This window comes from Planococcus versutus (assembly GCF_001186155.3).
GTDB classification, from domain to species: Bacteria; Bacillota; Bacilli; order Bacillales_A; family Planococcaceae; genus Planococcus; species Planococcus versutus.
Genome location: NZ_CP016540.2, coordinates 2,368,314 through 2,380,320, shown reverse-complemented (window position 1 = coordinate 2,380,320; position 12,007 = coordinate 2,368,314). Strand labels below are relative to the sequence as shown.

11 protein-coding genes are annotated in these 12,007 nt (G+C 39.0%); 10 read left to right on the top strand and 1 reads right to left on the bottom strand.

The features are described 5' to 3' along the window. Positions 1-37 precede the first annotated feature (37 nt). From I858_RS12155 to thrB, 3 genes are read left to right on the top strand one after another with little or no spacing between them, the layout of a single operon-like run. Positions 38-1,330, top strand: coding sequence for a homoserine dehydrogenase (locus I858_RS12155; RefSeq protein WP_049694635.1), 1,293 nt, complete (start codon positions 38-40; stop codon positions 1,328-1,330). Next, positions 1,327-2,388 (top strand): threonine synthase, encoded by a 1,062-nt coding sequence (gene thrC / locus I858_RS12150; RefSeq protein WP_049694634.1) that lies wholly within the window; start codon positions 1,327-1,329, stop codon positions 2,386-2,388. Before I858_RS12155 ends, thrC begins: the two co-directional genes overlap by 4 nt. Further along, positions 2,385-3,290: a homoserine kinase gene (thrB, locus tag I858_RS12145; RefSeq protein ID WP_049694633.1), complete on the top strand. Its 906-nt coding sequence runs from the start codon at positions 2,385-2,387 to the stop codon at positions 3,288-3,290. Before thrC ends, thrB begins: the two co-directional genes overlap by 4 nt. Before the next feature lie 54 nt (positions 3,291-3,344). Here the strand turns inward: thrB and I858_RS12140 are convergent, their stop codons facing one another. Beyond that, positions 3,345-4,769 (bottom strand): NAD-dependent succinate-semialdehyde dehydrogenase, encoded by a 1,425-nt coding sequence (locus I858_RS12140; protein ID WP_049694632.1) that lies wholly within the window; start codon positions 4,767-4,769, stop codon positions 3,345-3,347. Between the two features lie 326 nt (positions 4,770-5,095). On the opposite strand from I858_RS12140, the gene I858_RS12135 reads away from it, so the two are divergent. From I858_RS12135 to I858_RS12105, 7 genes are all read left to right on the top strand, one after another. Beyond that, positions 5,096-6,292 (top strand): hypothetical protein, encoded by a 1,197-nt coding sequence (locus I858_RS12135; RefSeq protein WP_049694631.1) that lies wholly within the window; start codon positions 5,096-5,098, stop codon positions 6,290-6,292. A gap of 65 nt (positions 6,293-6,357) precedes the next feature. Next, positions 6,358-7,533: an amidohydrolase gene (locus I858_RS12130; RefSeq protein WP_049694630.1), complete on the top strand. Its 1,176-nt coding sequence runs from the start codon at positions 6,358-6,360 to the stop codon at positions 7,531-7,533. A 20-nt stretch (positions 7,534-7,553) separates the two neighbouring features. Then, entirely contained in the window at positions 7,554-8,855 is a 1,302-nt protein-coding gene (locus I858_RS12125; RefSeq protein WP_049694629.1) for a Zn-dependent hydrolase, read from the top strand. A 193-nt stretch (positions 8,856-9,048) separates the two neighbouring features. Next, entirely contained in the window at positions 9,049-9,351 is a 303-nt protein-coding gene (locus I858_RS12120; protein WP_049694628.1) for a MarR family transcriptional regulator, read from the top strand. Between the two features lie 730 nt (positions 9,352-10,081). Continuing rightward, entirely contained in the window at positions 10,082-11,059 is a 978-nt protein-coding gene (locus tag I858_RS12115) for a GNAT family N-acetyltransferase (protein ID WP_049694627.1), read from the top strand. Between the two features lie 21 nt (positions 11,060-11,080). Beyond that, a complete protein-coding gene (locus tag I858_RS12110) occupies positions 11,081-11,557 on the top strand; it encodes a hypothetical protein (RefSeq protein WP_049694626.1) in 477 nt (158 codons plus the stop codon). 29 nt (positions 11,558-11,586) lie between these two features. Beyond that, positions 11,587-11,919, top strand: a complete 333-nt coding sequence (locus I858_RS12105) for an MGMT family protein (protein WP_049694647.1) — start codon at positions 11,587-11,589, stop codon at positions 11,917-11,919. The last annotated feature ends 88 nt before the right edge of the window (positions 11,920-12,007 follow it).

The window sequence follows — 12,007 nt, the reverse complement described above, 5'->3', positions numbered from 1 at the left end:
TTTTTTCACAGTGTACACATCGTGGGAGGAATCGTCAATGAAAAATGAAATTTCAATCGGATTGTTAGGCCTTGGAACAGTGGGCAGCGGAGTTGCTAAAATCATCCAGCAGCATCAGCAAGATTTGCATCATAAATTAGGTGCCCAAGTTCTAATCGGAAAAGTACTGGTCAGAGATGCAAATAAAGACCGGCTTTCTAGTTTAGATCCAAGTGTATTCACGACAGACATAGAAGAGATATTAAATGATTCTTCTCTCGATATCATTGTAGAAGTGATGGGTGGCATAGCTGGTGCAAAACTAGCGATTGAAAAAGCGCTCAGAACGGGTAAGCAAGTCGTGACAGCGAATAAAGACGTCATGGCAGAATATGGCCACGATTTATTGAAATTAGCAGACGCTGAAAAATGCGATCTTTTTTATGAAGCAAGTGTTGCTGGAGGCGTGCCGATTATCCGCACTTTAGAAGATGGTCTGGCTTCTGATCGCATCTCTAGTTTGATAGGAATCGTCAACGGCACAACAAACTTTATTTTAACAAAAATGAAAAAAGAAAACATGAGCTATGAGGATGCCTTAGCCGAAGCAACTGAATTAGGATATGCCGAAGCTGACCCATCAGCGGATGTCGACGGGATTGACGCAGCACGGAAGATGGTTATCCTCTCTTCACTGGCGTTTTCTACAGAAGTGCATTTAGATGACGTACTTGTCAGAGGCATGAAAGAAATCCGTGATGGCGATTTGGAGCTAGCGAATAAATTTGGTTACACGATAAAAATGGTTGGTTCTTCAACAAAAGACGAAGACGGCATCGAAGTTTCAGTCGAACCTATTTTTCTAGCAAACTCGCATCTACTGGCGTCTGTTAACAATGAATTCAATGCTGTATACATATATGGAGATGCTGTAGGTGAAACGATGCTTTATGGTCCTGGAGCAGGATCTTTGCCGACCGCAACTTCAGTCGTTTCTGATATTATCGCAGCTTGCCGCAACTTACAGCTTGGTGTCAACGGAAAACGTGTGCATTCAGCGCAACACGAACGTGTTATTAAACCAGAAACAAAATGTTTTGCGAAATACTGCCACCGCTTGCTCGTAAATGATGAAGTTGGTGTTTTATCGAAAATGACTTCAATTTACAGTAAGCATGAGGCGAGCATTCAATCAGTCATGCAGTCGCCTGCTAAACAAGTTGGCAAAGCAGAATTAGTCTTGCTGACTCACCAGATTTCTCGACAACAACATTTAGATGTATTGAGTGACTTAGAAGGAACGGCGAGCGTTATCAGCCATTACCGCATAGAAGGGGAGGAAACAGTATGAGATGGCAAGGATTAATCGAGGAACATAAAGAGTGGCTTCCAGTTACAGAAAATACCCCTTCACTGACTTTGCAAGAAGGCAATACACCGCTTGTTCGTTTGGAAAAACTATCAACAGAGTGGGGAATTGAGCTGTACGTAAAACTAGAAGGTGCCAACCCAACAGGTTCTTTTAAAGACCGCGGCATGGTGATGGCTGTCGCTAAAGCAAAAGAAGAAGGCAAAACTGTATTGATTTGTGCTTCGACAGGCAACACGTCTGCCTCGGCTGCAGCATACGGTGCAAGAGCCGGTATGCGGACGATTGTTGTCATTCCAGAAGGCCGTATTGCACTCGGAAAACTGGCACAGGCAAAAATGTATGGAGCGGAAATTCTTGAAATCAAAGGAAATTTTGATGAAGCACTGCAAATAGTGCGTGAAGTAGGTCAAGAAGCAGGCATTGCTTTAGTCAATTCGGTCAACCCTTACCGCTTAGAAGGACAGAAAACAATCGCATTTGAAGTGATTGATCAATTGGGGCAAGTACCAGATATCTTCGCATTGCCCGTTGGTAACGCAGGCAACATTTCAGCTTCTTGGAAAGGCTTTACAGAATATGCGGAACGTACTGGTGAAAAACGTCCGGTGCTTCTCGGCATCCAAGCAGCAGGTGCAGCACCAATCGTTCATAATAAAATTGTAAAAAATCCAGAGACGGTAGCAACTGCTATTCGCATTGGAAATCCGGCAAGTTGGCAATTAGCGCTTGATGCTTTAAATCAATCAAATGGAACGATTTTAGCGGCTACTGATGAAGAAATCCTTGAAGCTTATCAGCTCTTGGCTCGAACTGAAGGGGTATTTGCTGAACCGGCTTCGTGTGCTTCTATTGCAGGGATTAAAAAGCAAGTAGAAAATGGCCTGTTGAAAAAAGGCTCAAAAGTAGTTGCTGTTTTGACAGGAAATGGACTGAAAGATCCTGAAACAGCAATTTCTGTTAATCAGCACAAAGCACTTCTTGTTCCCGAAGATATGGAACGTTTCTGGGAGGATTTGAAAAAAGGAGTGAGCGTATGAACTGGAGAGAATTTTCAGTGACTGTGCCAGCATCGACCGCTAATCTAGGTCCCGGATTTGATTCGATTGGTCTGGCATTAGATCTTCATATGGTCGTTTATGTGTCTCCCGCCGCTACTTGGCTTATCGAATACAAAGATCAAGGCTATCAGCAGATTGAGACCGGTACTGACAATCTGATTGCCGCAACGGCACAGTGGGTTGCGGATAAATATGATCAATCATTGCCTGCTGCGAAATTGGTCGTGAATACGGAAATTCCATTGAGCAGAGGTCTTGGCAGCAGTGCAACAGCAATCGCTGCCGGCATTGAAATTGCTGATCGCTTGATGGGGCTAAAACTGTCAATGAAAGAAAAGTTGGGAATCGGAACCGAACTAGAAGGGCATCCGGACAATATCTCAGCGTCATTTCTTGGAGGGTTGACGATTTCTTATTTTGATAAAGAAGAATTAGAAATTGTTCACGTCCCAGAAGTAGAAATTGGGGTTGTTATATTAATTCCTCCTACGGAATTTTTGACTTCAGAATCGCGTGACCTCCTGCCAAAAACCTTATCTCATAAAATAGCTGTGCAAGGGAGTGCTGCAGGCAATGTTGTATCCGCAGCTTTAGCAAAAGGAGACTGGCAGACAGCGGGACGCATGATGCAAAAAGATGTTTTTCATGAACCTTATCGTAAAGACAAATTCCCTAACTTTGATGCCATACAGCAAAGTTGTCTTGAACTCGAGGTGTTTGGTTCAGCGATTAGTGGAGCAGGACCTTCTTTGTTCATCGCAGTAGAAAAAGGAAGAGAAACGGCAGTAGCGGAACAATTGGCGAAAGAATTTCCGCTGTATGAATGCTTAGTTACAAAGCCATCTTCTACAGGAATCAACATATGTGAAACAATCGTATAAAAGGAAAAAGAAGCTATCCGGAATTTCCGGATAGCTTCTTTTTATAGATCAGATTTAAATTTTGATTGAAACATACTTTGTTTCCAAAAATGCGTCCAATCCTTCTTGGCCGCCTTCACGACCGATACCACTTTCTTTCATTCCACCAAATGGAGCTTGAGCAGTAGACGGAGCTCCATCATTCCATCCGACAATCCCATAATCCAGATTTTCAGAGATATAAGTACCGCGCGACATACTTTCAGTGAAAAAGTAAGCGGCTAATCCAAAACGAGTGTCATTCGCTAATTGAACAGCTTCTTTATCTGTTTCAAATGTCATAATTGGTGCGACAGGGCCAAAGGTTTCTTCGTTCATGACTAACATATCAGAGGTAGCGTTTGTTAAGACAGTGGGGTTATAGAAGTAAGCATTGTTTTCGGTGCGACCGTCTCCGCCGACAAGTACTTTAGCGCCTTTATCAACAGCGTCTTGTACATGCTTTTCAACTTTTTCGTAGCCCTCTTTATTGACTAGCGGACCAATTTTTACACCTTCGTCTAAGCCATTTCCAACTTTTAGTTTGCTTGCAGCTTCACTGAGCTTTTTAGAGAACTCCTCGACAATGCTTTGTTGAACATAAATACGGTTACCGCAGACACATGTTTGTCCAGCATTACGGAATTTTGATGCCATAACACCTTCAATCGCTAAATCCATATTTGCATCTTCTAAAACAATAATTGGCGCGTGACCACCTAGTTCTAAAGATAAGTTCAACATAGTTTCTGAAGCTTGTTTCATCAGTTCTTTGCCAATTCCCGTTGATCCGGTAAAGGTTAGTTTACGGACATCTGGATGACTAGTAAATACTTTGCCAATTTTACTAGCGCTGCCAGTGACCAAGTTAATGACGCCTTTAGGGAAACCAGCTTCAATCGCAAGTTCGTACATTTTTACTGCAGTTAACGGTGTCATTTTAGCGGGCTTGGCTACGAACGTACAACCTGCAGCAAGAGCAGGAGCCATTTTTCTTGCCATCATAGCAGCAGGAAAGTTCCAAGGGGTAATAGATACAACAACACCAACAGGCTGTTTATTGATTTGGATGCGCTTTCCTTCTTTCGTAGCGGGAATTGTTCTTCCGTACATACGTTTGCCTTCTTCAGCAAACCATGAAACAAATGAGGCCGAATACTCAATTTCTCCAATTGCTTCAGCTAAAGGTTTTCCCATCTCTTTTGTTAAAATTTCGCCAATTTCTTGTTTGTGTTCGAGTAATAAATCATGCCATTTCATTAAAACTTCTGCACGGTGATATGCAGTCGTTTTTGACCATTCTGGAAATGCAGCAGCTGCTGCTTCGATTGCTTGAGTCGCTTCTCGTTCGCCACCATTAGGCACTGAACCTAAAATTTCACCAGTCGCAGGATTCAAAACGTCAATTTTTCCATCGCCTGTAGTTGTCCATTCACCGTTAATATAATGTCTTCCGTCCATTCTAGACATCCTCCTTTTGGTTTATGCGTATCTTATTTATTTACCTCTAATTGTCTCTGCGTAAACTTTTAATCCATTACAAAGTAAGCTCTGTTCACAATTTAGACATATATTAAAAAGATTTTAAATTAGCTAAAGTATGCAATATATAGCTAGCGGAATCGGTTTCATAAAATATATTTGTAGTTGAAGTGAATATTATTTCTAAATAGTCTATAAATTCCATGTATTAGAAGAGAATGTTGTGCTACTATTTTGATACTAACAAAAATAGTGTGGAGCTCGAAAGCACACATTATTTGTTACAAAAAAAGGAGGAAACCAACATGTCTCAAATGCTGGCATTAGCTATTTTAATTTTAGTTTTATTTATCGGCGAAGCAGTTTCAATTCGCACAAAAGCTTGGATTCCTTCAATATTTGTCAGTGGGGTTTTGTTCTTACTCGGATTTTGGACATTCTTTCCTCCTGAAATTGTTACGCTTGCAGGAATTCCACCGGCTGTTGCCGTCATGCTTATTTATTTACTGATTACCAATATGGGAACTTTGTTGTCTTTACAAGAATTAAAAGAACAATGGAAAACAATCTTAATTGCAATATCCGGTATTTTAGGAATTGTTGCCGCTTTATTCGGTATCGGTACTTTACTGTTTGATTTTCAAACAGTAGTAGTCGCGATTCCGCCTTTAGTTGGTGGACTAGTATCTGCATTGATTATGTCAGAAGGAGCAGCTGCTGCAGGACTTCCAACACTAGCAGTTTTCGCAATCGTCATTTATGTTGTGCAAGGATTTGCAGGGTATCCATTGACTTCGATTATGTTGAAAAAAGAAGGGAAAAACCTACTAGAGAAATTTAGAAACAATGAATTGACAGCTAAGCAATTGCCTGGCGAACAATCAGGAACTACGGAAAAAACAGTAAGAGAACCGCGCATGTTTGCAAAGATGCCAGAAAAATACAATACAGACTTTTTCAAGTTTTTCCGCTTGGCACTAGTAGGCTATCTAGCTTACTTAACGTCGGTTCTTTTAACGCCAGTTGTCGGAATCAGCCCATTCGTTTTATGTTTACTATTTGGTGTTATTGCACGTAGTATCGGTTTCCTTGAACGTCATCCATTACAAAAAGCGAACGGCTTTGGATTCGCGATCATGGGCTTGTTGCTATTCATTTTTGACGGCTTAAAAAATGCCACACCAAGCATGATGGTAGAAATAATGTATCCGCTTATTGGCTGTATCGTTATCGGTGTTGCTGGAATGTACATCTTCTCACTTATTGTCGGTAAGCTTCTGAAAGTTAGTAAAGAAATGGCATTCGCAGTTTCTTTAACGGCTTTGTACGGGTTTCCAGCAGATTATATTATTACTGTAGAAGTTATCAACTCGTTGACCAAAGACGAACAAGAACGTGAAGTTCTAACAAGTCATATGTTGCCACCGATGCTAGTGGCGGGCTTTATCACGGTTACGATTGTTTCTGTCATTTTGGCCGGTATATTTGTAGGCTTCCTATAAACATTCATTTTGATTGAGCATGCGGGGAACACGTTTCATAAAACAGAAATTGGAGTGAATTCACAATGATCAATCAAACAATAAAAAACGCTATAAAAGAAAATAGTCACGAAATGATTGAAATTCGTCGCAAACTTCACAGTGAGCCTGAATTGTCATGGGAAGAGTATGAAACTTCCCAGTTTGTATACGATTATTTAATAAAGCTTGGCATCAAAGCGCGCAAAATGGAACCGACTGGCGTCATAGCAGAGCTTGAAGGTGGAAAAAAAGGAAAAACCGTTGCCTTGCGGGCAGATATGGATGCATTGTCTGTTGAAGAACTAAATACAGACTTGACTTATAAGTCAAAAGAACTTGGTAAAATGCATGCTTGTGGACATGACGTTCATACGGCTATGCTTTTAGCAGCTGCAAAAGCTTTGGACAGCGTAAAAGAAGAAATTCCAGGCAATGTCCGATTTATTTTTCAGCCTGCTGAAGAAGTCGCAACGGGTGCTAAAGCAATGGTCAAGCAAGGAGCTGTAGATGGAGTTGATAACGTTTTTGGTATTCATATCTGGTCTCAAGGAGCTACGAGTACAGTAGCTTGTAGTCCAGGTCCAGCATTTGCTTCAGCAGATATTTTTAATGTACGTTTTAAAGGACAAGGAGGACACGGTGCCATGCCACAAGCTTGCATTGACACTGCTGTCATTGCTTCTTCATTTGTAATGAACATTCAGTCAATCGTCTCTCGCACAGTCGATCCTATGCAATCAGCTGTTGTGACCATCGGCAAAATGGTTGTTGGAACTCGCTTTAATATCATCGCTGAAAATGCAGAAATCGAAGGTACAGTAAGATGCTTTGATCCTGCGATTCGTGATCACATTGAAAAGCAACTACAGGTTTATGCAAATCATACAGCAGCAATCTATGGAGGTACTGCAGAAGTAGACTATATTCGTGGAACGCAAGCTGTTATTAATGAAACAGAAAGTGCTCATTTAGTTCAACAAGTCGCAAGTGAAGCATTCGGCGAAGATTCTGTATATAAAGAAGAACCGACCATGGGTGGAGAGGACTTTTCATTTTACTTAGACGAAGTTCCAGGAAGCTTTGCGTTGGTTGGAAGTGGTAATGCTAAAAAAGATACACAATGGGCACATCATCACGGAAAGTTTAATGTTGATGAGGATTCAATGGTGACAGGTGCTGAACTTTACGCACAATACGCATGGTCTTTTTTAACAAAATAATCACAACTCAGGAGGAAATTATGCTAGAACATACTAACAATCCCTTATATGAAGAGTTGCTAAAAGATTATAACATCAAACTCGATCATTCAGGAATCAGCGGTGAGCGTATTGCAAAACGATTGTTCGAATTATCTCAGATAGGATTTGTTCAAGTTGGAGGGGTAAAACGTCCTGGGTTTTCAGACGATGAAAAAGCCGCGAAAGCGCTCGTTAAAAAATGGATGCAAGAAGCGGGGCTGGAAGTTTCTGAAGATGGAGCAGGGAATGTATTAGCTCGATTAGAAGGAAAGACTAAGCGGCCAGCGATTGCTTCAGGTTCACATGTCGACAGTGTGCCAAGTGGTGGGAATTTTGATGGTCCACTAGGTGTTTTATCTGCACTGGAAGTTGTCGAATCATGGAAAGAAACAGGCTATATTCCAGACAAGCCATATGAAGTCATTATTTTTTCTGATGAAGAGGGATCTCGTTTTAATAGTGGTTTAACAGGCAGTCAAGCGATGACAGGTGCAATGACAGATCAAGAAATAGATCAACTTCATGATTACAATAATGAAACATTAGAACAAGTATTGGCGCATTATGGCAGTACGCTAGAGTCATTTAAAGCTGCTAAAAGAAATTTAGAAGAGTTAGAACTGTTTGTAGAAGTTCATATCGAACAAGGAAGAAAATTAGAACAAGCAAACCAACCAGTGGGTATTGTAAGTGGCATTGCAGGGCCAGCGTGGGTAGAAGTTGAGTATATCGGCGAAGCAGGACATGCGGGTAATACGCCGATGATTGGTCGGAAAGATTGTTTAGTAGCGGCGGCAGAACTTCTTCAATCGATTCCTCAATTTCCAAAAGCATTAAACCATACGGCAGTTGCAACTGTCGGGAAGTTAACTGTTTTTCCAAATGGAGCAAATGTTATTCCGGAAAGTGTGAAAATGCTTATCGATATCCGCGATATAAATGAAGAGCCAAGAGACCAATTGCTTGATCAATTATGCAAGCAAGCAGAAAAAGTAGCAAATGCACATGAAATTCGATCAAACATTAAGGTGAATACGCGTATACAGCCGGTACCGATTGCTAAAGACTTGCAGAAACGGTTAGCTAAATCATTGAATAAGTTTAATATCGCACCCACTTACATTCCAAGCGGAGCTGGTCATGATGCAATGAATCTTGGCCGCTTTATTCCGGTCGCGATGCTTTTTGTTCGAAGCAAAGACGGGATCAGTCATAACCCAAAAGAATGGTCATCTTTGAATGACTGTGTAATGGGAATTCATGTATTGAAAGATTTTATCGAAGATGCGATGAAAAACTAATCTCGTTGAATTTAATAAAACCAGAAAAAAGAATCATTCTTTTTTCTGGTTTTTTCGTTGTCCATAAAATGTAAAAATATATGCGTATTTTGGAATTATCAGTATTTTTTGATATAGTGTGTATATTGGAACTAAGATAGGGTATACAACTAATAACTACGTAACTTATCCTACAAAGCTTGGAGGCGGTTGAGTGAAAGTGGCGGAAGAACAAACTCAAAACAAATCAATTATCTTTTCAGAAGAAAAACTAGTAGACAATTGTCGCGCATACTTTTCAACAGAAACTGAGAAAATAGCAGCTATTGGTGAATCGTTTTTAAAATACTTTTATAAAAATTCATCATCACAAGCAGTACTATTTAAAACCATTAAAGAAATTACAGCAGATATTAATATTTCACATCAAACCTTAAGTAAAGTTTTAAAAATATTAGAATCAAAAGAAGTTATTTACCGCAGAAATGGAATTATTGGGTTGAGAAAAGAAGTATAAACAAGCATATCTCAGTAAGAGGGCAGATGTTTTAACTATAGACAAACTCAAATTACCTGGAGATTGTGAAGCAACATAACTGCTCTAGTCTCTTTGGAGATGGCTCGTGTGAGAAGCCAAGAAAGACCATTTATACTTCTCGCTTTGCCATCCCCCTTAGGCGTGTATTGCCGGACTAAAGAATAGAGTGGAGTCACAGAAAATAAAATAGACAAAAGAGGTTTTGGAACTAACTTGTTTCAAAACCTTTTTCGTATAGACTCTGAGCGTCTCTCATTAACAAGAGAGATGCTTTTTTTATGTTTTTTTAAGAAAAGGGATATTAGATGTACTCGACTGAGAAGACACGAATAAATCAGAATCAAAATACCTACTCAATGGAGGGTAAAACTCTTTTAATAAACAGATAAAGACTAAGTACTTAGTTTTTATCTCAATTATTTAAACTTTATCCTTAATATTGTAGATTGAAACACTTAAGTATGATATAAATGAACTATAATAATCTGAATTTTTAGAAATAATCTTCAATTAGAAATCTTAAAAAGTCTGTGCATCGAGTGGTCAGTAATAAGCATACTTTTTCTAGTTAATTTTAAACGTTTTTAAAGCGTATTATTTTATTGAATTGGCTAGTTGAAAAACAAGAAGAAACAGAGAGAGTCGAGACAAGAGTGTCGTTTCAAACGGTTTAAAAATGATTTACTAGGCAAGGTAGGGGTGGGAATATATGTATGAACTAATATCAATACAAGAACAGAGTCGATGGCAAAGAATCCTCGATGGTTTAAATATAACGGATATATACTATACCAACCAATATTTTCTAAGTGCCTTGAAATTAGATCCTGGAGTCGCTGTTCTTTTTTATTATAAAGATGAAGATGGTGAAGTCGCCTATCCTTTCATTAAAAGAGTCGTGAATAACGAAGATGTTACGGTTTTTGATGTAACAACTCCTTACGGTTATGGTGGCCCTATCGTAAAGGTAAAAAAGGATCAGCAACGATTGGTAAACAATTTCAGAAAAGAGTTTGTAGAATACTGCTACAAAGAAAAGATAATTGCAGAATATATTCGCTTTCATCCTTTAAAGCAGAACGATCACTTATTCAACAATTATTTTAAAATATCGACTGTATTTGAAACCTTTACAATCAATTTAAAAAACTATTCGATCCCTATCCAGACCAATGGGGACTTAGTCGTGAAAAAACTGGGTACGGTGCGTCATCTCTTTGAATTTTTAGTGCTGTATTATTCATCTGTTCGACGGAAAGAAGAAACGGATAGCTATTTTTTTTTCACAAATGATTATTTTGAAGCCTTAATTAGTTCGATGGGATCAAATTTGCATTTGTTTGGCGTTTATCAGGAAACTAAGCTAGTCTCTGCCTGCTATGTCTTAGCAAAAGGAGATACTATTTATTATCATCTAGAAGGTAGTTTATCTGAAGCAAACTACCAAAAAACAATGCGAACTTTGTTAGAGAAAATTGCTGAATGGGGCAAAGAAAATTACTATACCTCTTTTCATTTAGGCAGTAATTTTTATAAAGCAACTAGTGAAAATTCTATAAAAAAAGAAATTGCCAATTGTGAGCCTGTGATGTTTACAATCGGCCAGCAAATTTACGATCAAGAAATCTATAATCGACTGGTGTCTTTAGAAGATGAAGATATTATACGTAAATATAGAAACAGTTGATTTAATTTGGGAGGGATAGACATGAAGTATATACAGTACAAAGGTGTTGTAGAAAGAGAGTATAAAAAATCTTTAAGAAAAATAATGTACGAAATTTGTGTTGTTGAAGGATTAAATGCTTCACGTGGTGCAAAAAAATTGGGAGTTGCAAAGGAAGTTTTCGTTTTTTGGCGAAGTTTCTATCGAATGGATCGCAATCAACAATTGTTTGATCAAGCGATCGATTCATTGGAACAAATGGAATTTCTGTATTTAAATGAAGCAAAAGACATCAACTTAGCAAGACCGCTTCAGCATCATAATGAAAAAACACTGGAAGGTCTTGAGGAGTTGGTAGCGAGAATGATAGAATATTACAAGTATCTCCACGCTGAAACAAATGGTCTTTCTGCAGACACGGGAAACTTACCGTTGTATGAATTTGCACAAAAACTGTTGATAGAGTATAAAAGTGGAGAGTTATTGTCAGAAGTAGAGAAAAAAAAGAAAAAAGCCTAATTTATCTATGAAGAGAACGGATGAGAAGATTGCAAGCATTCACGGAAAAAGTTATACAGATTATCCAACAAATTCCGCCTGGCAAAATCATGACTTATGGTCAAGTAGCAGCAGCTGCCGGAAGTCCACGTGCAGCCAGGCAAGTGACTAGAATCTTACATAGCATGAGTGCACAGTATAATTTGCCTTGGCACCGAATTGTGAATGTCCGAGGTCAAATTGTTCTTAAAGATGAGGAAGCGCGTTATTTCCAAAAAACATCACTTCAAAATGAAGGAGTGGAAGTGGATTTGAATGATCAAATCGATTTGACTCAGTTTCAGCTCCAAATACAAGAAAAAAATCACAGTGAATTGTATTAAAACCTCCAAAAAAGAGGTTTTTTATTTTTTGTAAATAACGACACAGTAGTTCTGAAGTCGAGAAGATGATTAAAAAAAACAAGTAACT

Coding starts and splice junctions, on each gene's coding strand:
- I858_RS12155 (WP_049694635.1), top strand. CDS start 38: ATGAAAAATGAAATTTCAATCGGATTGTTAGGCCTTGGAACAGTGGGC.
- I858_RS12130 (WP_049694630.1), top strand. CDS start 6,358: ATGATCAATCAAACAATAAAAAACGCTATAAAAGAAAATAGTCACGAA.
- I858_RS12110 (WP_049694626.1), top strand. CDS start 11,081: ATGAAGTATATACAGTACAAAGGTGTTGTAGAAAGAGAGTATAAAAAA.
- thrC (WP_049694634.1), top strand. CDS start 1,327: ATGAGATGGCAAGGATTAATCGAGGAACATAAAGAGTGGCTTCCAGTT.
- I858_RS12135 (WP_049694631.1), top strand. CDS start 5,096: ATGTCTCAAATGCTGGCATTAGCTATTTTAATTTTAGTTTTATTTATC.
- I858_RS12115 (WP_049694627.1), top strand. CDS start 10,082: ATGTATGAACTAATATCAATACAAGAACAGAGTCGATGGCAAAGAATC.
- thrB (WP_049694633.1), top strand. CDS start 2,385: ATGAACTGGAGAGAATTTTCAGTGACTGTGCCAGCATCGACCGCTAAT.
- I858_RS12140 (WP_049694632.1), bottom strand. CDS start 4,769: ATGGACGGAAGACATTATATTAACGGTGAATGGACAACTACAGGCGAT.
- I858_RS12125 (WP_049694629.1), top strand. CDS start 7,554: ATGCTAGAACATACTAACAATCCCTTATATGAAGAGTTGCTAAAAGAT.